Source organism: Pseudomonas purpurea (genome assembly GCF_039908635.1).
In the GTDB taxonomy this organism is placed as follows: Bacteria; Pseudomonadota; Gammaproteobacteria; order Pseudomonadales; family Pseudomonadaceae; genus Aquipseudomonas; species Aquipseudomonas purpurea.
The window spans coordinates 3215611-3240210 of record NZ_CP150918.1; the positions used below are offsets into that span (position 1 = coordinate 3215611).

At 58.8% G+C, this 24600-nt stretch carries 28 protein-coding genes and 2 pseudogenes; 17 read left to right on the top strand and 13 right to left on the bottom strand.

The features are described from left to right. Positions 1-256 precede the first annotated feature (256 nt). Complete coding sequence (locus AABM54_RS14345) at positions 257-1201, bottom strand: DMT family transporter (protein WP_347900652.1); 945 nt, start codon at positions 1199-1201, stop codon at positions 257-259. A gap of 78 nt (positions 1202-1279) precedes the next feature. Between AABM54_RS14345 and AABM54_RS14350 the strand changes: the two genes are divergently transcribed. From AABM54_RS14350 to AABM54_RS14360, 3 genes and pseudogenes are all read left to right on the top strand, one after another. Further along, on the top strand, positions 1280-2152 hold the full coding sequence (locus AABM54_RS14350; RefSeq protein ID WP_347900653.1) for a LysR family transcriptional regulator: 873 nt from the start codon (positions 1280-1282) through the stop codon (positions 2150-2152). Between the two features lie 114 nt (positions 2153-2266). Next, positions 2267-3806 (top strand): annotated as a pseudogene (locus tag AABM54_RS14355) (EAL domain-containing protein). A 246-nt stretch (positions 3807-4052) separates the two neighbouring features. Beyond that, on the top strand, positions 4053-4415 hold the full coding sequence (locus tag AABM54_RS14360) for a histone-like nucleoid-structuring protein, MvaT/MvaU family (RefSeq protein ID WP_347900654.1): 363 nt from the start codon (positions 4053-4055) through the stop codon (positions 4413-4415). 222 nt (positions 4416-4637) lie between these two features. On the opposite strand, the gene AABM54_RS14365 is transcribed toward AABM54_RS14360, so the two are convergent. Further along, positions 4638-5159 (bottom strand): DUF4946 domain-containing protein, encoded by a 522-nt coding sequence (locus AABM54_RS14365; RefSeq protein WP_347900656.1) that lies wholly within the window; start codon positions 5157-5159, stop codon positions 4638-4640. A 196-nt stretch (positions 5160-5355) separates the two neighbouring features. On the opposite strand from AABM54_RS14365, the gene gloA reads away from it, so the two are divergent. Next, positions 5356-5877 carry a lactoylglutathione lyase gene (gloA, locus tag AABM54_RS14370; protein WP_347900657.1) on the top strand — a complete coding sequence of 174 codons (522 nt, stop codon included), beginning with the start codon at positions 5356-5358 and terminating at the stop codon, positions 5875-5877. Positions 5878-6045: 168 nt separating this feature from the next. Here the strand turns inward: gloA and ahpF are convergent, their stop codons facing one another. The 4 genes from ahpF to AABM54_RS14390 form a co-directional block, all read right to left on the bottom strand. Beyond that, a complete protein-coding gene (gene ahpF / locus AABM54_RS14375) occupies positions 6046-7608 on the bottom strand; it encodes an alkyl hydroperoxide reductase subunit F (RefSeq protein ID WP_347900658.1) in 1563 nt (520 codons plus the stop codon). 119 nt (positions 7609-7727) lie between these two features. Beyond that, positions 7728-8291, bottom strand: a complete 564-nt coding sequence (ahpC, locus tag AABM54_RS14380) for an alkyl hydroperoxide reductase subunit C (RefSeq protein ID WP_347900659.1) — start codon at positions 8289-8291, stop codon at positions 7728-7730. A 136-nt stretch (positions 8292-8427) separates the two neighbouring features. Then, positions 8428-8673, bottom strand: a complete 246-nt coding sequence (locus AABM54_RS14385; protein WP_347900660.1) for a tyrosine-type recombinase/integrase — start codon at positions 8671-8673, stop codon at positions 8428-8430. Next, positions 8655-9368, bottom strand: a complete 714-nt coding sequence (locus AABM54_RS14390; protein ID WP_347900661.1) for a hypothetical protein — start codon at positions 9366-9368, stop codon at positions 8655-8657. The genes AABM54_RS14385 and AABM54_RS14390 overlap by 19 nt, the downstream gene beginning before the upstream one ends. A 177-nt stretch (positions 9369-9545) precedes the next feature. Here AABM54_RS14390 and AABM54_RS14395 point away from each other — a divergent pair, with 177 nt between their 5' ends. After that, the gene (locus tag AABM54_RS14395) at positions 9546-10568 is read left to right on the top strand and encodes a DNA-binding protein (protein ID WP_347900662.1); all 1023 of its coding nucleotides are present in this window, start codon (positions 9546-9548) and stop codon (positions 10566-10568) included. Here AABM54_RS14395 and gorA read toward each other — a convergent pair. Next, positions 10565-11924, bottom strand: a pseudogene (gene gorA, locus AABM54_RS14400) (glutathione-disulfide reductase). The gene AABM54_RS14395 and the pseudogene gorA sit on opposite strands and share 4 nt — an antisense overlap. A gap of 129 nt (positions 11925-12053) precedes the next feature. Then, positions 12054-12893, bottom strand: coding sequence for a UTP--glucose-1-phosphate uridylyltransferase GalU (gene galU / locus AABM54_RS14405; protein ID WP_095108460.1), 840 nt, complete (start codon positions 12891-12893; stop codon positions 12054-12056). Positions 12894-13150: 257 nt separating this feature from the next. Here galU and AABM54_RS14410 point away from each other — a divergent pair, with 257 nt between their 5' ends. Further along, entirely contained in the window at positions 13151-13339 is a 189-nt protein-coding gene (locus AABM54_RS14410; protein ID WP_347900663.1) for a hypothetical protein, read from the top strand. Between the two features lie 136 nt (positions 13340-13475). After that, on the top strand, positions 13476-13757 hold the full coding sequence (locus tag AABM54_RS14415; protein WP_347900664.1) for a hypothetical protein: 282 nt from the start codon (positions 13476-13478) through the stop codon (positions 13755-13757). A gap of 15 nt (positions 13758-13772) precedes the next feature. On the opposite strand, the gene AABM54_RS14420 is transcribed toward AABM54_RS14415, so the two are convergent. The 4 genes from AABM54_RS14420 to AABM54_RS14435 form a co-directional block, all read right to left on the bottom strand. Next, positions 13773-14003, bottom strand: a complete 231-nt coding sequence (locus tag AABM54_RS14420) for a hypothetical protein (RefSeq protein ID WP_123424855.1) — start codon at positions 14001-14003, stop codon at positions 13773-13775. A gap of 70 nt (positions 14004-14073) precedes the next feature. Beyond that, entirely contained in the window at positions 14074-14925 is an 852-nt protein-coding gene (locus tag AABM54_RS14425) for a c-type cytochrome (RefSeq protein WP_347906204.1), read from the bottom strand. 62 nt (positions 14926-14987) lie between these two features. Further along, complete coding sequence (locus tag AABM54_RS14430; protein ID WP_347900665.1) at positions 14988-15635, bottom strand: c-type cytochrome; 648 nt, start codon at positions 15633-15635, stop codon at positions 14988-14990. A 217-nt stretch (positions 15636-15852) separates the two neighbouring features. Next, the gene (locus tag AABM54_RS14435; protein WP_347900667.1) at positions 15853-16203 is read right to left on the bottom strand and encodes a hypothetical protein; all 351 of its coding nucleotides are present in this window, start codon (positions 16201-16203) and stop codon (positions 15853-15855) included. A gap of 210 nt (positions 16204-16413) precedes the next feature. On the opposite strand from AABM54_RS14435, the gene AABM54_RS14440 reads away from it, so the two are divergent. From AABM54_RS14440 to ada, 6 genes are all read left to right on the top strand, one after another. Then, positions 16414-16716, top strand: a complete 303-nt coding sequence (locus AABM54_RS14440) for a DUF1883 domain-containing protein (RefSeq protein WP_007900033.1) — start codon at positions 16414-16416, stop codon at positions 16714-16716. A 34-nt stretch (positions 16717-16750) separates the two neighbouring features. Beyond that, complete coding sequence (locus AABM54_RS14445) at positions 16751-16918, top strand: hypothetical protein (RefSeq protein ID WP_347900668.1); 168 nt, start codon at positions 16751-16753, stop codon at positions 16916-16918. A 124-nt stretch (positions 16919-17042) separates the two neighbouring features. Beyond that, entirely contained in the window at positions 17043-17570 is a 528-nt protein-coding gene (locus AABM54_RS14450; RefSeq protein WP_347900669.1) for a methylated-DNA--[protein]-cysteine S-methyltransferase, read from the top strand. Next, positions 17567-18283, top strand: coding sequence for a 2OG-Fe(II) oxygenase (locus AABM54_RS14455; protein WP_347900670.1), 717 nt, complete (start codon positions 17567-17569; stop codon positions 18281-18283). Before AABM54_RS14450 ends, AABM54_RS14455 begins: the two co-directional genes overlap by 4 nt. Continuing rightward, positions 18273-18953, top strand: coding sequence for a DNA oxidative demethylase AlkB (alkB, locus tag AABM54_RS14460; protein WP_347900671.1), 681 nt, complete (start codon positions 18273-18275; stop codon positions 18951-18953). Before AABM54_RS14455 ends, alkB begins: the two co-directional genes overlap by 11 nt. 86 nt (positions 18954-19039) lie before the next feature. Further along, the gene (gene ada, locus AABM54_RS14465) at positions 19040-20113 is read left to right on the top strand and encodes a bifunctional DNA-binding transcriptional regulator/O6-methylguanine-DNA methyltransferase Ada (protein WP_347900673.1); all 1074 of its coding nucleotides are present in this window, start codon (positions 19040-19042) and stop codon (positions 20111-20113) included. On the opposite strand, the gene AABM54_RS14470 is transcribed toward ada, so the two are convergent. Further along, the gene (locus AABM54_RS14470; RefSeq protein WP_347900674.1) at positions 20110-20568 is read right to left on the bottom strand and encodes a GyrI-like domain-containing protein; all 459 of its coding nucleotides are present in this window, start codon (positions 20566-20568) and stop codon (positions 20110-20112) included. The genes ada and AABM54_RS14470 overlap by 4 nt on opposite strands. 212 nt (positions 20569-20780) lie before the next feature. On the opposite strand from AABM54_RS14470, the gene AABM54_RS14475 reads away from it, so the two are divergent. The 4 genes from AABM54_RS14475 (at position 20781) to modC (ending at position 24568) form a co-directional block, all read left to right on the top strand. After that, positions 20781-21845, top strand: a complete 1065-nt coding sequence (locus AABM54_RS14475) for a nitronate monooxygenase (protein ID WP_347900675.1) — start codon at positions 20781-20783, stop codon at positions 21843-21845. A 182-nt stretch (positions 21846-22027) separates the two neighbouring features. Continuing rightward, the gene (gene modA / locus AABM54_RS14480) at positions 22028-22795 is read left to right on the top strand and encodes a molybdate ABC transporter substrate-binding protein (RefSeq protein WP_347900676.1); all 768 of its coding nucleotides are present in this window, start codon (positions 22028-22030) and stop codon (positions 22793-22795) included. Then, complete coding sequence (gene modB / locus AABM54_RS14485; protein WP_347900677.1) at positions 22796-23476, top strand: molybdate ABC transporter permease subunit; 681 nt, start codon at positions 22796-22798, stop codon at positions 23474-23476. A 3-nt stretch (positions 23477-23479) separates the two neighbouring features. Beyond that, positions 23480-24568, top strand: a complete 1089-nt coding sequence (modC, locus tag AABM54_RS14490; RefSeq protein WP_347900678.1) for a molybdenum ABC transporter ATP-binding protein — start codon at positions 23480-23482, stop codon at positions 24566-24568. The last annotated feature ends 32 nt before the right edge of the window (positions 24569-24600 follow it).

The following is a 24600-nucleotide window of genomic DNA, read 5'->3' on the forward strand; positions in this document are numbered from 1 at the left end:
GCGCCTCATCATGTGCTTTTGGAATTAACGGCTGAATGAACGGATCGTTAGTTACGAGCAATGCTGAGACCGGCGGGCGGCGCGCAGGAGATACCTCGCACACTGCGGGCGAGAAAATCACCGTAGATCAATTGGAACCCAAATATCTTCATTGTCGACCCAAGGCTATTGCGGGCGAGGCTTCTGCTGCCAGAAGACGTTATTCTTATATGCGTAACCGGATTCTACACAGCGTAAAACGGTTTGTCCGCCTTCTCTATAAAATCCCCCTTTTTGCCTCACGTGCAAAGGGTTTGTTGCACAGGTAAATGCCCGCCACGATCAAGCCCCCACCCGCATAGATGGCGGGAGTCAGTTGCTCGCCGAGCAGCAACGCCCCGAGGATCACCGCCGTCAGCGGGTTCAAGGCGATGAACACCCCGGCGCGCGTCGCGCCGATCTTGCGGATGCCGTCGTAATAACCAATGTACGCCAGCGCCGAACCCAGCACGCCGAGGTAAAGCAACGCCAGGCCCTGCGAAGCGTCCAGCCCACGTAACGCCTCCATGCTCAACTCCCCGCGCAGCGCGCTGGTGAGCCACAGCATCGCGGTGCCCAGCAGAATCGAATACGTCACCGTTTGCAGCGGCCCCAGGGTGTCATTCAGGCCTTTGGAGCACAGTGAATAAACGCCCCACCCCACCACGCAGCCCACTATCAGCAGGTCACCGAGCCAGGCAGTGACGCCACCGTCGAACACCTGCCGATTGCCACTGACAATCACCAACCCCGCGCCCAAGATGCACACCGCAATCCCCATCACCCGTAACCGGCTCAACGCTTCCTTGAACAGTAACCACGACGCCAGGCCAATCACTGCGGGGTTCAGCGCCACGATCAACGACGCTCGTGATGCATTGATGTGCTGCAAACCGTAGAAAAAACACAGGTTGTAGAAAAAGATCCCGAAGAACCCCAACACCACCAATTGCAGGCACTGCCCCGGGCTTGGGCGAGCCAGCGGGATGCGGGTCAACAGCATGAACAGCAACAAGGCCAGGCTCGCCAGCAAAAATCGCAGGCTCGCGGCAAACAACGGGCTCAGCGAGTCGGCCAGAAACCGGCCCGCAACGAAGGTCCCGCCCCAAATCATGGTGACGGCGGCCAGTTTCACATACACCACGCTGTCCGAAGGGCAGGCGCTTGGGTAACAGGTTTTCATAAGTCTCCAGTGCGGTGAGTCATGCAGATGACCTATTCTTTGCCTAATGCATGATCATCGTAAAATGAGCAAATACTCATGACCCTGACTCAACTTGAAATCTTCGCCCTCGTGGCCGAACTGCGCGGTTTTACCAACGCGGCCAACCGTTTGGGCATCACCCAATCGGCGGTGTCCCACGCCATCAAATCACTGGAGCAGGAACTGGGCGTCGAGTTACTGAACCGGCACCCGTCGCAGATTGAACTCAGCGATATCGGCCAACAGTTGTTGATGCGCGCCCGCGCCATGCTCGGACTGGCCAATACCCTGCGCCAGGAAGCCGCGGATGCTCGGGGAATGAAACGCGGCACGTTGCGCATTGGCTCGTTCGGGCCGACCTCGTCGATCACTTTACTGCCGCAGATCTTGCAGCCGTTTCGCGAAGCGCACCCCGGGATAGAGGTCCACATTGACGAAGGGCCGGATCGCCAGGTCGTGCAGTGGCTTGAGGAACGGCGCATCGACATTGGATTTGTGGTGCTGCCCGAGGAGCGTTTTGACACTGTCGCGCTGCTTGAAGACCAGATGGTTGCGCTGGTGCCTGCTAAACACCCTCTCGCCACGCGCGACAGCCTGAGCCTGAGTGACTTGTGCCAGGACCCGTTCATTCTCACCGAAGCGGGCTCCTCGGAGCTGGTTTCGCGGTTGTTCAGCGCTGCCCGGTTGACGCCCAACATTCGCTATCGCTGTTCGCAGTTGCTCAGCACACTCGACACTGTCGGCCGTGGCGATGCGCTGACGGTTGTCGCAGAACGCTCACTGCCCAATCACCCTGACAGCCGTTTTGTGAAAAAACCACTGTCGCCCGCCGTCAAACGCCGGATCGGGCTGGCCGTGCTGGACCGTCGCCAATCTTCACCCGCCACCCTGGCATTCATTCAGTTGGCTCAAAGCCTGAACTACGCCTGAAAAGCGCAAACCCGAAGTGCGATCTATCATGGCCTGTAGCTGAACGCTTTTGAGGAGGCGAACGTCGTCCTGCCTGCATTTGAGAGCCCCACCCCACCCTTTCAGGTTTCGCAGATGCCCCTGACTCTCAAAGCACGCCGTAAACCCGCCATCCGGATTGCAATCACCCTGTTGAGCGGCCTGCTTCCGATGCTGTTGGGATTGACCATCCTGTACATGCAAGCTGAACGGGGGCTTGAACACAGCACCCGGCAAACTGCCGAAGAGGCCATTCGCCAATTCGACTTGATGCTCGACAACACTGCCATCGCCGCCCAGGAACTGCTGCCGCTGGCGGGCCAGCCCTGCGCCGACGTCAAACTGGCCCCTGCGCGAGCAGGTCACGCGCCGCCCCTTCGTACGCTCGACCAACCTGGTATGGGACAACAACCTCTATTGCAGTTCGCTGTTTGGTGACTTTCAGGAAAAGGTCAATCCAGGCGACTACACCCAAGGCAAGTTGTGGCTCATGAACGGTAATCCCGTGACACCCAACACTGCGTTACTGGTCTACCGGCTCAGCGAAGGCAAGCAAGGGGCGCTGACGACACTCGATGGCTATCACCTGAGCAACGTATTGCGGCTGATCGGACGCAAGACCCTGCTGTTACTGCAAGTGGGGCCCAACTGGTTATCGGCTGACGGACATGTCCACGACGACAGCCTCCTGCCGCCGTTACCGGTGGCGCGAACCCACCTGTTGTCGAACCGTTACGCCTTTGAAGTTGAGGCAGGATTTCCCGAAGGGGAAGTCTGGCGCTACATGGCCAGCGAATACCCGCCCTTGTTCAGCCTGCTGATTTTTTTCGGAGTCATTGCCGGGGCAATCGGTCATTGGTTGCAAAAACGTTCGTCATCCCCCAGTCACGAAATGCAGCGTGCACTGGAAGCCGCGGAATTCATTCCGTACTTTCAACCCGTCGTGCATGGCGACAGCAAACAATGGGCAGGCGTTGAAGTCCTGATGCGCTGGAAACATCCAAAAGAAGGTCTGGTGCGGCCAGACATGTTCATCCCCTTTGCCGAGCATTCGGGGCTGATCGTGCCAATGACGCGCTCGCTGATGCAGCAAACCGCTGCGCTGCTCGCCCCCCATGCGATGCAGTTTCACGAACGCTTTCACATCGGCATCAACATCACGGCCAACCACTGTCATGACCTGGCGCTTGTCAGCGATTGCCGCGAGTTCCTGGCAGCCTTCCCGCCCGGTAGCGTCGCACTGATTCTGGAGTTGACCGAGCGAGAGCTGATCGTGCCTAGCGACATCACCCACCAGCTCTTCGAACAGTTGCATGAGTTGGGCGTGATGATCGCCATCGATGACTTCGGCACCGGCCATTCGAGCCTGGGCTACTTGCGTCAGTTCAATGTGGACTTCCTGAAAATCGACCAGAGTTTCGTCGCGATGATTGGTGTCGATGCACTGTCGCGGCACATTCTGGACAGCATTATCGAACTCTCGGCCAAGCTCGACCTGGGCATTGTGGCCGAAGGCGTAGAAACAGCTGAGCAAGCGGACTATCTCGCCAGCCACAGTGTGAACTTTCTACAAGGCTACCTCTTCGCTCGCCCCATGCCGGGGGCCGACTTTGTTAATGCGATGAATCGCCATTAACTGGCCACTTGCCTACGTTCATCGTGCAAGATACAACAAGATTCGCGGACATTTTCGAATCAAATGGCGGCGCCTAGTTACATCATGAAAAAGACATGATTTACTCTTGGCGAATTAACTACTACACTTTTTCATACCTGTACTAGATCGACGGGTGAGCCAATATCACCGAGTCGCCTCAAAGCACTAGGCTTATAGCTTTGTTTGCGGTTGGTATCAGCCAAATACACTATTGGAGTAAAGACATTGTCCAGACTCGCTGAATTTCGTGCCGCTGAAAAGCGCCTTCAAGAACAGCTCGCACAGCTGGAATCCCTGAAGAATGACGCCGGGCTCAAGAAAGAAATCGAGTTCGAAGAAAAGCTCCAGGGCCTGATGAAGACCTACGGTAAAGGCCTGCGCGACATCATCGCCATCCTTGATCCAAACCTTAAGTCCGGCCTGCAGCAGACCGCTGCACCCAAGACCCGCCGCGCTCGCGTGGTCAAGGTTTATCAGAACCCGCATACCGGCGAACTGATTGAAACCAAAGGTGGCAATCACCGTGGCCTGAAAGCCTGGAAAGAACAGTACGGTGCCAGCACCGTTGATTCCTGGCTGCGCGCTTAAACAGTGCCGCACAAGAAAGCCCTGCATCCGCAGGGCTTTTTTTGTATATGAGAAACATCTGACGCGACGATATTCGGCGTTCTCGCGGCAAACAGCCGCCAACTACCACTTGCCAGCCGCATCACCGCCAAGCCACCATCGGCATCATAACTTTTGACTTAATGCCTTTGGATAGCCGACACATAAGGCCAAGGCTCGCTTCAAGATCTAACAGCTGCCGAGCTATAGTTTCAAACTGTTTCGCGTGCTCTGCACTTCACTCTGACTCGCGATGTAAGCCTCTGCCTGCCCCGCACAGGAAAATACATACGCCTTGTCCGCATCAATCGCGGCAACCAACGTTTGAGACAGTATGTGGCGACCGTTCTGTGTGATCGTGCAAGTGGTTTCAAGGGCCGCGAGTCTACCCAGCGTGCCGGGATGGATCTTGTTGCAAACACTTTGATAGCCGCTGGCTGCAAAGTCTTTTTGCACCGACTTGCGCATTTCCAGTAACACGCCCTGCAAATTGACCTGATGCCCGGCTTCAACCTGAGTCGTGGTCAACTCCATCACCATGACCGGCGTGCCACTTTGATCATTTTTCACGGCACGTTGCCGCAAGACCTGTGCGGGCTCCTCTTGCGCCAGCGCTTCAATTTCCCATCCGTCTGGCCAAGTGACGACCGGGTCGGCGGCCTGGGCGCCAGTGGCTCCGATCAGCAGGCAGAGCAACACGAATGCGGTTTGATGGGGTCGGATCATTGCAGTCACTACTCACAAGACAAGAAGCAAAGTCTGAACCCGGCCACTCGGTCAGGCAATAGCCACGCTTTTGCTTTGGCTCGACGCAAACGCTTGCGTATCATGGGCGCATTGCAAGGAAGCGCCATCAATCGCAAGCCAAGGGACTGCTCGCCAGCGCGAGCACCGTTTGCCCCACTTATTCTCTGGAGGGCCCATGAGCCTGCACGATCTGAACACGTTCCCCGGCGTTACCGCCAAGCCCGACACCTCGACTCAGAACTTCGTCTTCAACCACACCATGTTGCGGGTCAAGGACATCACCAAGTCCCTGGACTTCTACACCCGCATCCTGGGATTCAGCCTGGTTGAAAAACGCGACTTCCCGGAAGCCGAGTTCAGCCTGTACTTCCTGGCACTGGCCGACAAAAACCAGATCCCGGCCGACGCCGCGGCACGCACCGAGTGGATGAAGTCGATTCCCGGAATTCTCGAACTGACCCACAACCACGGCACCGAGAACGATCCGGACTTCGCCTACCACAATGGCAACACCGACCCGCGTGGCTTCGGTCATATCTGCATTTCGGTGCCGGATATCCGTGCAGCGTGCGAGCGTTTCGAAGCGCTGGGCTGCGATTTCCAGAAGCGCCTGAACGACGGCCGCATGAAGAGCCTGGCCTTCATCAAGGACCCGGATGCTTACTGGGTCGAGATCATTCAACCGACGCCGATGTAACTCCCGCCTTTGCAGGAGCAAGGCTTGCCCACGACAGGCACACCGTCGACTACCTGATCGCCCCGTCATCGCTGATCGCGAGCAAGCTTCGCGGCTACACCAGCCGTTGCCACAAATGAAAAACCCCATGATGACTCATGGGGTTTTGTTTTTTGCGCTATCGATCACTCAAGCCGGCGCAGAGGTGCGAATCAGGTGGTCGAAAGCACTCAGCGATGCCTTGGCTCCCTCACCCACCGCAATCACGATCTGCTTGTACGGTACCGTGGTCACGTCACCGGCAGCGAACACGCCTGGCATTGACGTCTCGCCCCGCGAATCGACGATGATCTCGCCACGTGGTGACAACTCGATGGTGCCTTTGAGCCAGTCCGTGTTCGGCAGCAAACCGATCTGTACGAAGATCCCTTCCAGCTCGACATTCAGCACTTCACCCGACTGACGATCCTTGTAGCGCAAACCGTTGACCTTCTGGCCATCGCCCGTCACTTCAGTGGTCTGGGCATTAGTGATGACGGTGACGTTCGGCAAACTGTGCAACTTGCGTTGCAACACCGCATCGGCGCGCAACTGCACATCAAACTCCAGCAGCGTCACGTGCTTGACGATGCCCGCCAGATCAATGGCCGCCTCGACACCCGAGTTACCACCGCCGATCACGGCTACACGCTTGCCCTTGAACAACGGACCGTCGCAGTGCGGGCAGTACGCCACGCCTTTGTTGCGGTATTCCTGCTCACCGGGCACGTTCATTTCGCGCCAGCGGGCGCCGGTCGCGAGAATCACGGTCCTGGCCTTGAGCGAAGCACCACTGGCGAACCTGATTTCGTGCAGCTCGCCGTTTTTACCCGGCACCAGCTTATCGGCGCGTTGCAGGTTCATGATGTCGACGTCGTATTGCTTGACGTGCTCTTCCAGCGCGACCGCCAGTTTCGGCCCTTCGGTTTCCTGCACGGAAATGAAGTTCTCGATGGCCATGGTGTCCAACACCTGACCACCAAAACGCTCGGCCGCAACGCCGGTACGAATGCCTTTGCGGGCCGCATAAATCGCTGCCGAGGCACCGGCTGGACCACCACCCACAACCAGCACGTCAAAGGCGTCCTTGGCGTTGATTTTCTCGGCCTGGCGCTCAATGGCGCTGGTGTCGATCTTGGCGATGATTTCTTCCAGGCCCATGCGGCCCTGGCCGAAGTTGACGCCATTAAGGTAAACACTCGGCACGGCCATGATCTTGCGATCTTCGACCTCAGCCTGGAACAACGCACCGTCGATGGCAACGTGGCGAATGTTCGGGTTAAGCACCGCCATCAGGTTCAGCGCCTGGACCACGTCCGGGCAGTTCTGGCACGACAGCGAGAAGTACGTCTCGAAGTTGAACTCGCCTTTGAGCGAGCGGATCTGCTCAATCACCTCATGACTGGCCTTCGAAGGGTGACCGCCGACTTGCAGCAAGGCCAACACCAGCGAAGTGAATTCGTGGCCCATGGGAATACCGGCGAAACGCAGGCTGATATCACTTCCCGGGCGGTTCAACGAGAACGATGGCTTGCGCGCATCCGTTCCGTTGTCGAGCAACGTTATTTGATGGGAAAGACTGGCAACGTCTTTGAGTAGCGCGAGCATTTCCTGGGATTTCGCACCGTCGTCGAGGGAGGCGACGATCTCGATCGGCTGGGTGACCCGTTCCAGGTATGACTTCAACTGAGCTTTAAGATTGGCGTCCAACATACGGGCGATTTCCTTTTTTTGATCGTAAAAAAAACGCCCGAGCGAATCTCGCCCGGGCGTTTTTGAGGGCGGTGCAGCTTACTTAGGTGCGGTAATCCGCCCTGATGTACTTCACAGACTTAGATCTTGCCGACCAGGTCCAGAGACGGTGCCAGAGTGGCCTCGCCTTCTTTCCACTTGGCTGGGCAGACTTCGCCCGGGTGAGCAGCGACGTACTGAGCGGCTTTGATTTTGCGCAGCAGTTCGTTCGCATCGCGGCCCACGCCACCGTCGTTCAGCTCGACGATTTTGATCTGGCCTTCAGGGTTGATCACGAAGGTGCCACGGTCAGCCAGGCCGACTTCTTCGATCAGCACGTCGAAGTTGCGGGAGATGACGTGGGTCGGGTCGCCGATCATGGTGTACTGGATTTTGCCGATCGCAGGCGAAGTGTTGTGCCATGCCGCGTGAGCAAAGTGGGTGTCGGTCGACACGCTGTAGACTTCAACGCCCAGCTTCTGGAATTCGGCGTAGTTGTCAGCCAGGTCTTCCAACTCGGTTGGGCAAACGAAGGTGAAGTCAGCCGGGTAGAAGAACACAACGGACCATTTGCCTTTCAGGTCGGCGTCCGACACTTCGACGAATGCGCCGTTTTTGAATGCGGTGGCTTTGAACGGTTTAACTTGGCTGTTGATGATAGGCATCGTTGACTCTCCGTCAGGGTTGAAAAGTTGATGAGGTGAATCCTAACCACTCGATCGCCGGATGGCTCATTGGCAAAGCTGATGTTGCTGATTGGTTTTCGCTATTAGCCGACAGTATTAATAGAAGAAACCTGTATCACCCACCAACAGGTTGCTCGCCGATGCGGGTCATCCCGATAAACGGGCTGGCTTCAACATAGCGCATGGCGGACTTCACATCCTTCCAACCGACATAACTCATCAGGGACTTGAGGTCCCAACCGCTGCGATGGGCCCAGGTGGCGAAACCCCGTCGCAGCGAGTGACTGGTGTACTGCTCGGCCGGAATGCCTGCGCGATCCAGTGCCTGACGCAACAGCGGAATCACGCTATTGGCGTGCAAACCCTCCTCGCCCAGATTGCCCCAGCGGTCGATGCCACGGAACACCGGCCCACGCACCAGCGCTGACACTTTGAGCCACTCGATGTAGGGCCCTGCACCGGACACAAGCGTTGCAAGGCAGGCGTCTGATAGGTCTTGCCGAAGTTCTCGCGATCACTCTTGCTGCGCGGCACGTACACAGTGATGCCTGAGCCTGGCGCAACCTGGACATGCTCAACCTGCAAGCGGCACAACTCATCGCTGCGAAACCCGCGCCAGAACCCAAGCAGAATTAACGCCGCATCACGCCGCGCCCTCAGCAATGCAGGCTGATCACCCGCAGCCTTCGCCTCAGTCGCTTCCAGCTCCAGGTGCACGACCAAACGCTCCAGATGCTGAAGCTGCAACGGCTCAGCCTGTTTTTCCTGCGCCGGATGCAAGGCGCGAATGCCTTTGAAGACTTTGCGCACCACCGGCGCCTTGGTCGGATCAGCAAAGCCCTGGCTGTTGTGCCATTGCGCCAACGCAGACAAACGCAACTTCAACGTGTTGATCGACAGCTCACCGGCATGCGCCACCAGATAACGCGCCACGCTATCGCTGGTGGCTGGCAGGAACCCGCCCCAACTCACTTCAAAATGCTCAACGGCTGCCCGATAGCTGCGCCGGGTGTTATCACGGGTGGCCGCTTGCAGATAGAGATCCAGATCAGTCATCAGCTCAAACCTCGCAAACGTACGGCAATGCCGCTCGAAACCGCATAAAACGCTCATCACACGGGGTAATACCAGTATATCCCATGTCATATTTTGTAATTTACACGGATCACCGATAACATGGCACACAGGCAATTTACGTGGTACGTACCACAGTACTAAATCGTAGGAGAGAACATGGCTCGTGGCGGCGTAAACAAGGCACTCGTGCAAACGGCACGCTTGGCGATCCTCGCCCGTGGCGAACACCCCAGCATTGATGCCGTGCGTATTGAAATGGGGAATACCGGGTCGAAAACCACCATCCATCGCTACCTCAAAGAGCTGGATAACGGCGTCGAACACATCAACGACCCGCAAGAACAGCTCGACAGCGAACTGACCGCGCTGGTGGCGCGACTGGCGCAGCGCTTGCGGGAACAGGCGCAAGAGCCGATTGACCGCGCGCAGGCCTCCTTCGACCAAGCAAAACAGGAGCTTGAGGCACAACTGGCGAATGCCCTCCTGACGCAGGCGCAGCTCAAGCAGCAACTGGAGGTCCAAGGCGTAGCGCTCGCCCACGAAACAAGCACGCTGCAGAACACCCGCTCCATGCTGCAGACCGAGCAAACCCGCAACGCCGGTCTGAACCAGGCACTGAGCGATTTCGAATTACGCTTGAATGACAAAGATGAGCAGATTCGCTCGCTGGAAGATAAACACCTGCACGCCCGCGACGCACTTGAGCATTACCGCAACGCCGTGAAGGATCAGCGCGAGCAGGAACAACGCCGCCATGAGGGGCAGGTTCAACAGATTCAGATGGAGTTGCGCCAGGCCCAGCAAAGCGCGTTGATACGCCAGGATGAAATCACCCAGCTCAACCGCGACAACGAACGCCTGCTAACCGAAAACCGTGGCACGCTGCGCGAGCTGAACCTGTTGCAGGATCAACTCAAGCAGAGCGAAAAACGTCAGGAGCAGTCACTGGAACAAACCCGCCGCGCCGACGCCGAATGCACCCTCCTCCAGGAACGCTTGCGCGTGGCCCTGCTGGAGAGCCAGACACTCAGCCAATCCGTCGACGCACAGGCTCAGGTCATCAAGCAACTGGAGCTGAGCGCCGTGAAAGCGCAAGCCAGCCTGGAGGCCCTGCATCTGGCAGCCGCCAAGGCGACACCAGAGGCAGAAAGCACTTCAGGAACACAGAAGGACGATTAGCCCGCCACAGGCGTACGCATGGTGACGAACTCTTCGGCGGCGGTAGGATGCACGCCGATGGTTTCGTCGAAATCGCGCTTGGTGGCGCCAGCCTTCAAGGCAATCGCCAACCCTTGAACGATCTCTCCTGCCTCGGGGGCCGACCATGTGGCAACCCAAAACCTTGTCGGTTTTGGCATCCACTACCAGCTTCATGAGGGTCCGCTCCTGACACTCGGTCAGGGTCAGCTTCATCGGCCGGAAACGGCTCTCGAAGATCTGCACGTCATGGCCCGCCTCGCGCGCCTGCTCCTCGGTCAGCCCGACCGTACCGATATTCGGCAGACTGAAAACGGCAGTCGGAATCATCGCGTAATCGACCAGACGATACTGCTCAGGCTTGAACAACCGGCGCGCCACGGCCATGCCTTCAGCCAGAGCAACCGGCGTCAGCTGGACGCGGCCGATGACGTCACCAATGGCCAGTATCGACGGCTCAGCGGTTTGATACAGCTCATCGACCTCGACAAAACCTTTCTTGTCGAGTTTGACCGCCGTGTTTTCAAGCCCCAGGTTGTCCAGCATCGGACGGCGACCGGTGGCATAGAACACGCAGTCCGTCACCTGCTCACGACCATCCTTGAGGGTCACGCTCAAGCTGCCGTCGGCCTGCTTCTCGATACGCTCGATATCGGCATTGAACTGCAAATCCATCCCGCGCTTGGTCAGTTCTTCCTGCAAGTGCTTGCGCACTGCGCCGTCAAATCCGCGCAGAAACAGGTCACCCCGGTACAGCAACGAGGTTTCGGCGCCCAGACCGTGAAAGATCCCGGCGAACTCGACGGCGATATAGCCGCCACCCACGACCAGAACACGCTTGGGCAGTTCCTTGAGGAAAAACGCCTCATTGGAGCTGATGGCGTGTTCGCGACCTGGAATATCCGGAACCTGTGGCCAGCCACCCGTGGCAATCAGTATGTGCTTGGCGGTGTAACGCTCACCATTGACTTCAACCTCATGGGGCCCGCACACCTTGGCATGGGCCTCATGCAAGGTCACGCCGCTGTTAACCAGCAGATTGCGATAGATGCCGTTCAAACGGTTGATCTCGCGATCCTTGTTGGCGATCAACGTCGACCAATCAAAATTCGCCTCACCCAGCGACCAGCCAAAACCTTGCGCTTGCTCGAAGTCTTCGGAGAAATGAGCGCCGTACACCAGCAGCTTCTTCGGCACGCAGCCGACATTCACACAGGTACCGCCCAGATAGCGGCTTTCAGCCACGGCCACTTTTGCGCCAAAACCGGCAGCAAAGCGCGCTGCACGTACGCCACCAGAACCGGCGCCAATCACATAAAGGTCAAAATCGTAAGCCATTTCAATCTCCTCGGCAGGCCACCAGCATACCCGCTGCAGCTTTTTCGGTCAGCGCTGCGAACGGCACAGGCCCGAAAAATGAAAAAGCCACCCGAAGGTGGCTTTTCAGAACAAGTCGGTTAAGCGCTATTAGTAAGCCTTGCCCGTCTTGTAGAAGTGCTCGAAGCAGAAGTTGGTGGCTTCGATGTAGCCTTCAGCGCCACCGCAATCGAAACGAGTGCCCTTGAATTTGTAGGCAATCACGCAACCGTCTTGCGCCTGCTTCATCAGGGCGTCGGTGATCTGGATCTCGCCACCCTTGCCTGGCTCGGTTTCTTCGATCAACTTGAAGATGTCCGGCGTCAGGATGTAACGACCGATGATCGCCAGGTTGGACGGCGCATCTTCAGGCTTCGGCTTCTCGACCATGTTGCGAACACGGTACAGGTCGTCACCGATCAGATCGCCGGCGATCACGCCGTACTTGTGGGTTTCCTGCGGGTCGACTTCCTGAATCGCGACGATGGTGCAGCGGTACTGTTTGTACAGCTTGACCATCTGGGTCAGCACGCCGTCGCCTTCCAGGTTGACGCACAAGTCATCCGCCAGCACCACGGCGAACGGTTCGTCGCCGATCAGCGGACGACCGGTCAGGATCGCGTGACCCAGGCCTTTCATTTCGGTCTGACGGGTGTAGGAGAACGAGCACTCGTCGAGCAGCTTGCGGATACCGACCAGGTACTTCTCTTTGTCGGTGCCCTTGATCTGGTTTTCCAGCTCATAGCTGATGTCGAAGTGGTCTTCCAGGGCGCGCTTGCCACGACCGGTAACGATGGAAATTTCGGTCAACCCAGCGTCCAGCGCTTCTTCAACGCCGTACTGGATCAGTGGCTTGTTCACCACCGGCAGCATTTCTTTGGGCATGGCTTTAGTCGCTGGCAGGAAGCGAGTACCGTAACCGGCTGCTGGGAACAAGCATTTCTTGATCATAAAAGTCCTTGAAAGGGCTGTGTGTACGAGTTTCGGCGCAGTCTAATCAGGCGGCAGGCACCTTACAATGCCCCCCACTGGCTAACCGATGCCATCATAGAGAAATAATCAGGCAGATAGTTCCGCGCCGGCCAGCTGATCGACTGTTTCGCCGCACCAAAACCACCTGCCAATCGAATCACTGTAGACCAGCGAACACCTCTACTCCTGATTTCCCGCTATCATTGCGCGATTGAACCAGCCAACGAGGCAGATAGATGTCGGCAGCAAAAAGCGTGAACGGTTACCTGATCAATCAGGCAAAAGATGGCCAGTGGTGGGTCGACAGCGCCAATGGTGAGAACATCGCCGGCCCCTTCCCTTCAGAGGCGCTGGCCATTGAAGTGGCCTCCGTGTTCCAGGATCAGCCTGCTGCGCCACGGCGCCGCAACGCCAAACCTGAGTAAGACCGAATGCAAGACCAGAGCCCTGCCCACCCGCAGGGCTTTTTGTTTGTCTGTACCAGGATGGCCGTTCGCTATAGCATCTTGGCGCAGGGCGTTCGCACCCCGCACACCCTCTACCTTGAACGACGACCTTCACATGAAAAAATACCTGGCACTGATTGCGGTTCTGGCCCTGTCCGGGTGCGCCACCGCGTCCAAGACTTATCTGGACGACGGCGAACAAGGCCTGGCGATCGACTGCTCTGGCGAAGCCAACTCCTGGGCCACCTGCTATGAAAAGGCAGATGCCTCCTGCGCGGGCACTGGTTATCGGATCGTGGGCACCGACGGCACACCGTCGACCAAGGAGAGCGACAAGACCCTTGGCGCAGATGTCGGCAACTTCAAGAGCCGCAGTGTTGTGGTGGTGTGCAAGTAACCACCCGCTGCGTCGTTACATGTGGATCTCGGCAAACTTGATCCCGAGCCCGCGCACGGTCTCGATCAAGTCGTCGAGCCGGCTGAAGGACTCCACTTCGTCGTTTTCATCCACCAGAAAGAAACTGCGCCCGGCGCTTTTCTTGAAAAACACGATCCATTCACCCGAATTCGCCGGATTCTGAATCACATGGGTCGCAGAGATATGACCCTCTGCATGCCGCTCCCGCACCTGTTCACGCTTCATGACTGACTCCCAAAAATGACAATGCCGCCCACGTGCTGACGTGGGCGGCATTGGGTCGATGGGCGACAGTTTATCGGATGCCTTGACCAATCAAAACGCCATTCACGGTTTGCCCGTACACATTGACGCCGTCATTGGCATGGTATTTCAGCCGGGTTTTCTCGATTGAGCCATCAATCAGGCGCGGATCTTGCGGGCGCTCATGACTGTTGACGAAGGCCGCCACGTCCCAGGCCTGCTGGTCACTCAACGTATTGGGCTTGCCCAGCGGCATATTGTGCTGGATGAAGGACGCCGCTGTGTTGATGCGATGCATACCGGCTCCCCAGTTGTAGGAATCCTTACCCCACAGCGGTGGCAAGACGTAATCCTGACCGACCTTCTGACCCTGGCCGCTGTCCCCATGACACACCGCACACTGCGCGTTGTAGACCTGCTGACCCTGCGCGATGTCATAGCCTTTGGCGGGTTGCGGCACATCGGGATAACCTCGGCCCGGCAACTCGACACCGACTGGCGCCTTGCTCGCCAGCCAATAGGCATACACCGACAGCGCGGTAATTTGCGGGCTGTCGGCTGCCGGTGGCGTGCCGTTCATGCTGAACTGGAAGCAACCCTGAATGCGCTCGGCAAAGGTGTTCACTTTGTCATTTTTTTTGCGATAGGCCGGGTACATCGGGTACGCCCCCCACAATGGCGCCGAATTGGCCTGACGCCCCTGACCGAGGTGGCAGTTGCTGCAACTGAGCCCGTTGCCGACCAGTTGCGGAGCCTGGCGCCGGGTATCCACAAACAACGCATAGCCTTGCATGACCATTTTGCCGAAGGCGTTATCCGGCAATTCATGTTCGGCGGGCGGCTGGAAATAAGTACGCCCGCCCGCAGCAACCGCCGGAGTTTGCAACTGGGACTGATCGTCCATCGCGATTGGCGCAGCGTAAACATCAAGACTCACGGCAGCCAGCAGCATCACTGAAAGCGTTCTCATGGCTTGACCTCCTGGCTACCCAGCGTCGCGAAATAATCGGCGACCGCGCTGATTTCATCCGCGCTCAAGGATTTGGCGATGTGCCCCATCAAATCATCGGGATCGTTATGCCGGGTGCCGTCGCGCCAGGCATTCAACTGCGCCACCAAATAACTGGCGGGTTGCGCGGCCAACGGCGGGAATGCACTGCCGACGCCTATGCCACCGGGGCCGTGACACATCACGCACTCAGGAACACTGCGATCCCAGGCACCGCGCAGCGCCAGCGTTTCGCCGAGGTTTTTGGGCGAGGCCGTGCGGTTCACCAACGGTGTTTGAGGGGCAGGCATCGCCGCCAGTGTGGTAGCGACCGCCTGGATTTCTGCTTCGCTTAACGCTTTCGCGACTGGCTGCATGACCGGGCTGACACGCGTGCCCGCTCTAAAGTCCAGCAGTTGCTTGCTTAAATAGGCGGCCGAGGTACCGGCCAGCCTGGGAAACCCAGCGGCCGGCATACCCAGCCCGTCACCGCCGTGACACGCGAAACAAGCCGTGGCGCCGGGCTGCGCACCGCCCTGAGTGTAGACGTTCTTCCCTTCGACGGCATGGGCGCCGCCTGCGACAACGAGCATCAGGCTGCTCAACATCATTCGATGTCTGATCATCTCAACCTCCATTCTTATAGTTATATGCTTAGACCTACTCGGCATAAGCCTACAAATAGTAGGTCATTGCTCAGCCAGTCACAATGCCGACCTGGCAAGCTTCAGAAATGACGTGTTTAAGAATGATGAGACAGACAGATGTGAAAAAGCCTGACGCAATACCCTGGACGGTATCGGGTCAGGCTTCCTGGAAACGCCATGCGGGCCGCAGGTAATCTCAGCCAGAAATGCACGCGTTGGCGGCATCACCCACGTCGCCTGGGCGCACAGGCACGTTGGACATGCTTTCGTGAAGCTTGATGCTGCTGCCCCCAGAGCGGTTTTCGATATCAAACACCGCCGTCGGGCCAGCGGACAACTTGTTCGGGACGATCACGCGAACACCGTCCTTCTGCGGCTCGATCTGCAACGCACCACGGCTGTTGGCCAGTTTATCGACGATGCAGCGAGCGTACTCCTGCGGTTTTTTCCCAGAGATCACATTCATGGTGGGCGGCGTTTGACTGATGTCCGAAACTGTCGCACAACCACCCAATGCAAACGCCAACATCAACACGACCCGCTTCATACAAAACCTCCAATAAAGACGCTCCGACAGCGAAAATCCATTTTTTCTCCGGCAACTGCCGTTTTATCGCTCATAAACCCTCAGATAACTGTTTTTAATTGTCAAAGCGCAGCGCAACGGCCCGATATTAAAGCGTTCGGGCTGATAAACTGCGCCATCGCCCATGCTATCGTTTTGATTTTGTAGAAAAAGCCCTTCTGGAGGCGCCCCATGAAATTTATCCACCAGCGCGAGCACCTCAATGAAGATGACATCGTCGTCATCCAATGCTCCCAAATGTGCAACATCCGTCTGATGAACGACGCCAACTTCCGCAGTTTCAAGAATGGCGGTCGCCACACCTATCACGGCGGCGCGTTCGATACGTTCCCAGCCAGAATCACCGCACCAAGCACCGGCTTCTGGAACATCACCATCGACACGGTCAATCGTCGGCCCATCAGTGTTACGCGCAAGCCGACACTCACCCACTCGATCAAGATTATTCGCCGGTCCAGCTCGAAACTGAGCTGATCTTCAACCCGCAATAAAGCAGACAGGTACGCCCGTGGCCCAAACGACCAAGTACGTTATCAAGTACAAGCTTAACGGAGAACGACGCTTCGAGTTCGCCCAGCTTGAAACCGGCACCCCGGAAGAAGCCCGGGCTGTGCTGGATGCCATGCACGAAAAGAGTGACACGATCACGGATATCCGCGTCAGCAAAGCGCTGTAAGACGTTTCAACCGTCGGGGAGCTACAAGGACGTCATCCCCCGAGTTCGACCGCAAGCAGCGGAGTGTCCGCTGCCTGAACGCTCCCTAGACTGGCCTCTCAACCCCTGGTTCAGGAGCCTGATCATGTCGACACTCCCTTCACCCGCTGTTTCCTGCATCCGCTACCTCAGCACCCGCTTCAGCCTCGGCGTGGCGCTTGCGGCCTACAGCGACGCCGGACTTTGCGCGCTGTTGCTCGGCGATGAACCGACGTCCCTCGAGTCCGACCTCAGACGACGCTTTGCACAAAACCGACAACTGCTGCGCGACGACAACCTGGCAATCGCGCTGCAACACGTCGTGCACTTTCTCGACACCCCACACCGCCCCCTGAGCGTGCCGCTCGACCTCGTCACCGGCAGCGAGTTTCAGCGCCGTGTGTGGCAGGCGTTGCAACACATCCCGCTCGGCGAAACGCGCACCTACCGTGATATCGCCCGGCAGTTGGGTCAGCCGGGCGCCTTTCGGGCGGTCGCCAACGCCTGTGGGGCGAACCCCTTGGCGGTGGTCATTCCTTGCCATCGCGTTGTGCGCCAGGACGGCGGCCTCGGGGGCTATCGCTGGGGACTTGAGCGCAAGCATGTGCTGCTGGAACGTGAGGCACGCCGGTGAGCCTGTGCGATCTGCATCAGCATATCGCGGCCCTGGATTGGGCCGCGCTGGAACAGGATCTGGACGGCGATGGCCACGCAACGATCACCGGACTGCTCAGCGCGCAGGACTGTGACGCCCTGGCTGCGCTGTATCCCGAACAAGCGCCGTTCCGCTCCAGGGTAATCATGGCCCGGCATGGTTTCGGACGTGGCGAGTACCAGTACTTCAGGTATCCGCTGCCAACGCTGGTTGCCAACTTGCGTAGCTCGCTGTACCCACACCTGGTACCGCTGGCGAACCGTTGGAACGAACAGATGAACCTGGCGGTACGCTATCCGTTGCACCATGACGATTTTCTGCAACGCTGCCACGATGCCGGTCAGTTACGTCCTACGCCTTTGCTGCTGCGCTACGGCCCGCAGGACTACAACTGCCTGCATCAAGACCTGTACGGCGAACACGTATTCCCACTGCAAGTTGCGATTTTACTGTCAGCCCCCGAGAAGGACTTCACCGGCGGTGAATTCGTACTGACCGAACAGCGCCCCCGCATGCAGTCACGCCCTCAGGTTGTAAGCTTGAAAAAAGGTGATGCAGTGATTTTTGCCGTGCACCAACGACCGGTCAAAGGCCTGCGCGGCTATTGCCGCGTGAACTTGCGCCACGGCGTGAGTCGCCTGCACAGTGGTCAACGGCATACCCTTGGTGTGATTTTCCACGATGCACAGTGACCACATGAACCCGACAACCCTGGATCTGTTTGGCGACAGCGATCTCGCACAGCCGATCAAGACCGAACCCATTGGCGAACAATCCTTCGTCCTCAAAGGGTTTGCCCTGTCGTGGGTCGGCCGTTTGATGCCGGCACTGGAGTCAGTCTTGCTCGCCGCACCGTTCCGGCACATGGTGACGCCGGGCGGTTTCACGATGTCCGTGGGCTTGAGCAGTTGCGGATCACTGGGCTGGACCACCGACCGCTCAGGCTATCGCTACACCCGCGCCGACCCGTGCAGCGGTCAGCCCTGGCCCGAAATGCCCGGGGTGTTTCTTGAACTGGCGCAGGCAGCGGCGCTTGAAGCGGGGTTCAACGCGTTTCAGCCAGATGCGTGCCTGATCAATCGTTACTTGCCAGGCGCCAAGATGTCTTTGCATCAGGATAAAGACGAACGATCCTACGCCTGGCCGATCGTCTCGGTGTCCCTCGGCCTGCCAGCGGTGTTCCTGTTTGGTGGTTTTAAACGCACCGACAACCATCGGAAAGTGCCGTTGGTGCATGGTGATGTCGTGGTCTGGGGTGGCGTGGACCGTTTGCGCTATCACGGGGTACTGCCGATCAAGGACGGTCATCATGCAACACTGGGGGCGCAACGGATCAACCTCACCTTGCGCACCGCAGGCTGAACGGCGGAATTCGAGCGCAAGACCCGGAGTGTTCGCGTCGGTCGTGCACGTTAACCTGAACTCAACTCGCCACCGGATCGAACCCCATGACTTCCAACCACACACCCTGCGCCATCGAAAACGACCCTCGTTGGGCGGCGGTGCTGGCGCGTGATCCTCGGGCAGACGGGCAGTTTGTCTATGGGGTAAAAACCACCGGCATCTACTGCCGCCCCAGCAGCCTGGCGCGCCTGCCGAATCCCCGGAACGTCGAGTTCTTCGACTCCGCCGAACAGGCTCAAGCCGCCGGTTACCGACCCAGCAAACGCGCTGCCGCCGATCAAACCCATGTTGCCAGCCAACATGCCGCGCTGGTCGCCATCGCTTGCCGTCAGATTGAGTCTGCCGAAAGCCTGCCCAGCCTGGCAGACCTGGCCGATGCGGCCGGCATGAGCCCGTTTCACTTTCACCGGGTGTTCAAAGGCGTGACTGGCCTGACGCCCAAAGGCTATGGAAACGCCCACCGCTCACGCAAAGTCCGGGCGCAACTCGAAAGCGGCCAGTCGATTACTCACGCGTTGTACGACGCCGGCTTCAACTCCAACAGCCGCTTCTATGAGGCCGCCGATCAAGTACTAGGAATGAAACCCAGCGACTACCGTGCAGGTGGCGTGAACACCGACATCCGCTTCGCTGTCGGCCAGTGTTCACTGGGGGCGATTCTGGTGGCGCAAAGTACTCGCGGGGTGTGTGCAATCCTGTTGGGCGACGATCCCCATGCGCTGGTGTGCGATCTTCAGGATAAATTCCGACAGGCCAATCTGATCGGTGCCGATCACGACTTCGAACAGTTGATTGCCAGGGTCGTCGGCTTCATCGAAGCACCAGCCCTTGGCCTGGACTTGCCGCTGGACGTGCGCGGCACCGCGTTTCAGGAGCGGGTCTGGATGGCCTTGCGTGAAATCCCCGCCGGCAGCACCGCCAGTTACGCCGAGATCGCCCAACGGATCGGCGCCCCCAAAGCGGTGCGCGCCGTGGCTCAGGCGTGCGCGGCCAACAGCCTGGCGGTGGCCATTCCCTGCCACCGGGTGGTGCGCAGCGATGGCAACCTCTCGGGGTATCGCTGGGGCATAGAGCGCAAACGCCAGCTCCTGGAACGCGAAACCGCGCCCCAGGCTTAACGAATGCCGATGTAAACCGACACCGAGTCCGGGCCGTTGTAGGCCTCAAAATCACTGACAAAGGCCCGTTTGATCTCTGTATGTTCTTCGAAGTACTGCCAGACCTGGCCCCAGGTGGCAATCACGCTTTCGGGCATGGGGCCCGAGGCTTCGAAGACAAGGTAACGCCCGCCCTGAATGTCCACGGTCGCAAAGTCCTTGGCGGGCGCGGTCACCACTCGGCCCGCCGTCACGTCGAAGGCGCCGTTGGCATCGGACTCGTAATTGGAATAAACGCCATAGACCAGCGATTCCGCCACAGCATTGGGAATTTTGCTGAAGGCCTGATCGGCAAAAAAACGCCCCCACATCGGGCCGATCTTCGCCGTCTCTGGCTGCTGCTCATCGCGGTTGAACGTGCGTACCTGCAACCCCGAAACACTGAACGGGGCAATATCCAGTTGTTTGACTTCCATTGAATCCACACTCCTTGGCTGCGCATTGAGCGCCTGGAAAAATAGCGCCAGAGGTTTATCACAACTGGATCGATCATAAAACCGTGCCATCACCTCAATCAGTTACAACACGCAACTTGAGCCTGTGCCTGAAAAGTCGGCTGGCCTTACGCCAGTCACTCCTGATACAAACGCGCCATGATCGTCTTTTCTGTTGCCGGATAATAATTCAAATGAGCCAATGGCCTGACACCCGCATTCTTGACCTGTTCGGCATCGACCTGCCGATCATCCAGGCGCCGATGGCCGGCGCCAACACGTCGGCCATGGTCATCGCCGTCAGCAACGCCGGTGGCCTGGGCTCGTTGCCCGCCGCCATGCTGAGCCTTGAGCAATTGCGCGAGGAACTGACGATCATCCAACAGCAGACCACCCGCCCCTTCAATGTGAACTTTTTCTGCCATCAGCCACCGGTTGCCGACGAACAACGCACCCATGACTGGAAAAACCTGCTGGAACCTTACTATCACGAACTGGGCGTGGACTTCGACGCACCTACACCCGTGTCCAATCGTGCGCCGTTCGACAACGCAGCGTGCGAAGTCATTGAAGCATTCCGGCCTGCGGTCGTCAGCTTCCACTTCGGCTTGCCGGAAAAAGCGCTGGTAGACCGGGTCAAGGCCGCAGGCGCGAAGGTCATCTCTTCGGCGACCACGGTGCAGGAAGCCGTGTGGCTGGAGCAGCATGGATGCGACGCCATCATTGCCATGGGGTACGAGGCCGGCGGCCATCGCGGGATGTTTCTCAGCGAGGACCTGAGCAGCCAGGTCGGCACCTTCGCCCTGGTGCCGCAGATCGCAGACGCCGTGAGCGTACCGGTGATCGCCGCTGGCGGGATTGGCGATGCTCGCGGCATTGTTGCTGCATTCGCCCTCGGCGCCTCGGCCGTGCAACTGGGCACCGCTTATTTGTTCACCCCGGAGGCCAAGGTCAGTGCGTCTCACCATCACGCCTTACGCACCGCCAAAGAGAGCGAAACCGCGCTGACCAACGTGTTTACCGGACGCCCGGCACGCGGAATTCTCAATCGGATCATGCGCGAACTCGGTCCGATCAGCCCTGCTGCGCCAGCCTTCCCGCTCGCCGGCGGTGCGCTGATGCCGTTGCGGGCCAAGGCTGAAGCGCAGTTCAGCAACCTCTGGGCCGGGCAGGCACTGCGCTTGGGCAGGGAGCTGTCGAGCGCCGAGTTGACCTGGCACCTGGCCGATGAAGCGCTGGCAAAGCTGAGCCCGCGCTGAACATCAGGGCCGCATCCGCGGTGCGGCCCGCTTCCGTCACGGCTCCATCCGCAGACCGTACCGCGAGTTCCGTTCGTCGTTGATTCGCTATATATTCCGCTATATAGCGTTTCACCTCAGCCCCGGCGCAGTCGACTTACAACAACAAACTGCCCACCTCACTCGCCCTACGGAGCCGTTCCATGACTACTCGTGTCTCACGTTTCGCCCCCACTTGCCTGACGACGTTGTTCGCCGTATTCGCCCTGGGCACGGCCCATGCCGATGAAGTGCAAGTCGCGGTCGCCGCCAACTTCACGGCACCGATCCAGGCCATTGCCGCCGATTTCGAAAAAGACACCGGGCATAAACTGATCGCCGCCTATGGCGCCACCGGGCAGTTCTACGCCCAGATCAAGAATGGCGCGCCGTTCGAAGTGTTCCTGTCGGCAGACGACACCACGCCGCAAAAGCTCGAAAGCGAAGGCGATACCGTCAAGGGCTCGCGCTTCACCTACGCCATCGGCACCCTCGCGCTGTGGTCGGCCAAGGACGGCTATGTCGACGCCAAAGGCCAGGTGCTCAAGAACAATCAATACCAACACTTGTCCATCGCCAACCCGAAAGCCGCACCCTATGGCCTGGCCGCAACCCAGGTACTGGCCAAGTTGGGCCTGACCGACAAGGTCAAGGACAAAATCGTCGAAGGCCAGAACATCACCCAGGCCTACCAGTTCGTGTCTACTGGCAACGCCGAAATCGGCTTTGTCGCCTTGTCGCAAATCTATAAAGACGGCAAAGTCACCGGCGGCTCGGCGTGGATCGTTCCTGCCGAGATGCACGACCCGATCAAACAAGACGCGGTGATCCTCAATAAAGGCAAGGACAACCCGGCCGCCAAGGCACTGGTTGACTACCTGAAGGGGCCAAAAGCTGCGGCTGTCATCAAGTCCTACGGTTACCAACTCTAAATGTCCTTATCGAGTGCCGATTTTTCCGCCATCTGGCTGACCCTGAAACTGGCGTCCCTGACGACGGCCATCCTGCTGGTCATCGGCACTCCGATTGCGTTGTGGCTGTCACGCACCCGTTCCTGGTTGCGGGGCCCGGTCGGGGCGATCGTCGCCCTGCCCCTGGTATTACCGCCGACCGTGATCGGTTTCTACCTGCTGCTGGCCCTCGGACCTCATGGTTTCGTCGGCCAGTTCACCCAGTCGCTGGGCCTCGGCACGCTGACGTTCAGCTTCGCCGGCCTGGTCATCGGCTCGGTGCTCTATTCGATGCCCTTTGTCGTGCAACCGTTGCAAAACGCGTTCTCGGCCATTGGCACACGTCCGCTGGAGGTGGCGGCGACCTTGCGCGCCAATCCCTGGGACACCTTTTTCAGCGTGATCCTGCCGCTGGCCCGCCCCGGTTTTATCACCGCCGCCATTCTGGGCTTTGCCCACACCGTCGGTGAGTTCGGCGTGGTGCTGATGATCGGTGGCAACATCCCCGACAAAACCCGTGTGGTGTCCGTACAAATCTACGATCACGTCGAGGCCATGGAATACGCCCAGGCGCACTGGCTGGCCGGGGCGATGCTGGTGTTCTCGTTCCTGGTTTTGCTGGCGCTGTATTCCAGCCGCAAGACCAAAGCCGGCTGGAGCTGATAGATGACGTCCCGGATTCGCGCACGCCTGCAATTGAACTACCCGGACTTCTCGCTGGATCTGGACCTGGACCTGCCTGGTCGTGGCATCACGGCGCTGTACGGTCAGTCCGGCTCGGGCAAAACCACGTGCCTGCGCTGCATCGCCGGCCTGGAAAAAGCCGAACAGGGCTTCGTCCAGATCAACGATGAAGTCTGGCAGGACAGCGCCAAAAAGTGCTTCGTTGCCCCGCACAAACGGGCGCTGGGCTATGTGTTCCAGGAGGCCAGCCTGTTTGCTCACCTCTCGGTGCTGGCCAACCTGGAGTTTGGTCTGCGGCGTATTCCGCGCTCCCAGCGGCGGGTCGACATGGCTCACGCCACCGAGTTGCTGGGCATTGGCCATCTGCTCGACCGGCATCCGCAACACCTGTCCGGTGGCGAACGACAACGGGTCGGGATCGCCCGCGCGCTGCTGACCAGCCCAAAATTGCTGCTGATGGATGAGCCGCTGGCAGCGCTCGACTCCCAGCGTAAAAACGAAATCCTGCCGTACCTTCAACGCCTGCACGATGAGCTGGAGATCCCGGTGCTCTACGTCAGCCACTCGCAGGATGAAGTGGCGCGCCTGGCCGACCATCTCGTGCTGCTGCACGAAGGCAAGGCCCTGGCCAGTGGCCCCATCGGCGAAACCCTGGCCCGCCTCGATTTGCCCTTGGCGTTGGGTGACGACGCGGGCGTGGTAATCGAGGGCAAAGTCAGCGACTACGACGGTCACTACCAACTGCTGAGCCTGCAACTGCCCGGCAGCGCATTGAGCATGCGTGTGGCTCACTCGCCGCTGGCGGTCGGCCAACCGCTGCGTTTCAAGGTTCAGGCACGTGACGTCAGCCTCAGCCTGCACAGCGGCGAACAGAGCAGCATCCTCAATCGGCTGCCCGTTACGGTCACCAGCGAGATTGCTGCCGACAACACCGCCCACGTTCTGGTGCGCCTGGACGCGGCCGGTACGCCGCTGCTGGCGCGGATCACCCGCTATTCCCGGGATCAGTTGCAACTGCATCCGGGGCAGCAACTCTGGGCCCACATCAAGGCCGTCGCCGTGCTGGCATAACTGCTTCGCACGACGCCAGCGAACCGTAGCGT

Excerpts from the sequence above, each read along its gene's own strand:
- AABM54_RS14345 (WP_347900652.1), bottom strand. The coding sequence starts at position 1,201 with ATGAAAACCTGTTACCCAAGCGCCTGCCCTTCGGACAGCGTGGTGTAT.
- AABM54_RS14350 (WP_347900653.1), top strand. The coding sequence starts at position 1,280 with ATGACCCTGACTCAACTTGAAATCTTCGCCCTCGTGGCCGAACTGCGC.
- AABM54_RS14365 (WP_347900656.1), bottom strand. The coding sequence starts at position 5,159 with ATGATCCGACCCCATCAAACCGCATTCGTGTTGCTCTGCCTGCTGATC.
- gloA (WP_347900657.1), top strand. The coding sequence starts at position 5,356 with ATGAGCCTGCACGATCTGAACACGTTCCCCGGCGTTACCGCCAAGCCC.
- ahpF (WP_347900658.1), bottom strand. The coding sequence starts at position 7,608 with ATGTTGGACGCCAATCTTAAAGCTCAGTTGAAGTCATACCTGGAACGG.
- ahpC (WP_347900659.1), bottom strand. The coding sequence starts at position 8,291 with ATGCCTATCATCAACAGCCAAGTTAAACCGTTCAAAGCCACCGCATTC.
- AABM54_RS14390 (WP_347900661.1), bottom strand. The coding sequence starts at position 9,368 with ATGACTGATCTGGATCTCTATCTGCAAGCGGCCACCCGTGATAACACC.
- AABM54_RS14395 (WP_347900662.1), top strand. The coding sequence starts at position 9,546 with ATGGCTCGTGGCGGCGTAAACAAGGCACTCGTGCAAACGGCACGCTTG.
- galU (WP_095108460.1), bottom strand. The coding sequence starts at position 12,893 with ATGATCAAGAAATGCTTGTTCCCAGCAGCCGGTTACGGTACTCGCTTC.
- AABM54_RS14410 (WP_347900663.1), top strand. The coding sequence starts at position 13,151 with ATGTCGGCAGCAAAAAGCGTGAACGGTTACCTGATCAATCAGGCAAAA.
- AABM54_RS14415 (WP_347900664.1), top strand. The coding sequence starts at position 13,476 with ATGAAAAAATACCTGGCACTGATTGCGGTTCTGGCCCTGTCCGGGTGC.
- AABM54_RS14420 (WP_123424855.1), bottom strand. The coding sequence starts at position 14,003 with ATGAAGCGTGAACAGGTGCGGGAGCGGCATGCAGAGGGTCATATCTCT.
- AABM54_RS14425 (WP_347906204.1), bottom strand. The coding sequence starts at position 14,925 with ATGGACGATCAGTCCCAGTTGCAAACTCCGGCGGTTGCTGCGGGCGGG.
- AABM54_RS14430 (WP_347900665.1), bottom strand. The coding sequence starts at position 15,635 with ATGATCAGACATCGAATGATGTTGAGCAGCCTGATGCTCGTTGTCGCA.
- AABM54_RS14435 (WP_347900667.1), bottom strand. The coding sequence starts at position 16,203 with ATGAAGCGGGTCGTGTTGATGTTGGCGTTTGCATTGGGTGGTTGTGCG.
- AABM54_RS14440 (WP_007900033.1), top strand. The coding sequence starts at position 16,414 with ATGAAATTTATCCACCAGCGCGAGCACCTCAATGAAGATGACATCGTC.
- AABM54_RS14450 (WP_347900669.1), top strand. The coding sequence starts at position 17,043 with ATGTCGACACTCCCTTCACCCGCTGTTTCCTGCATCCGCTACCTCAGC.
- alkB (WP_347900671.1), top strand. The coding sequence starts at position 18,273 with ATGCACAGTGACCACATGAACCCGACAACCCTGGATCTGTTTGGCGAC.
- ada (WP_347900673.1), top strand. The coding sequence starts at position 19,040 with ATGACTTCCAACCACACACCCTGCGCCATCGAAAACGACCCTCGTTGG.
- AABM54_RS14470 (WP_347900674.1), bottom strand. The coding sequence starts at position 20,568 with ATGGAAGTCAAACAACTGGATATTGCCCCGTTCAGTGTTTCGGGGTTG.
- AABM54_RS14475 (WP_347900675.1), top strand. The coding sequence starts at position 20,781 with ATGAGCCAATGGCCTGACACCCGCATTCTTGACCTGTTCGGCATCGAC.
- modA (WP_347900676.1), top strand. The coding sequence starts at position 22,028 with ATGACTACTCGTGTCTCACGTTTCGCCCCCACTTGCCTGACGACGTTG.
- modB (WP_347900677.1), top strand. The coding sequence starts at position 22,796 with ATGTCCTTATCGAGTGCCGATTTTTCCGCCATCTGGCTGACCCTGAAA.
- modC (WP_347900678.1), top strand. The coding sequence starts at position 23,480 with ATGACGTCCCGGATTCGCGCACGCCTGCAATTGAACTACCCGGACTTC.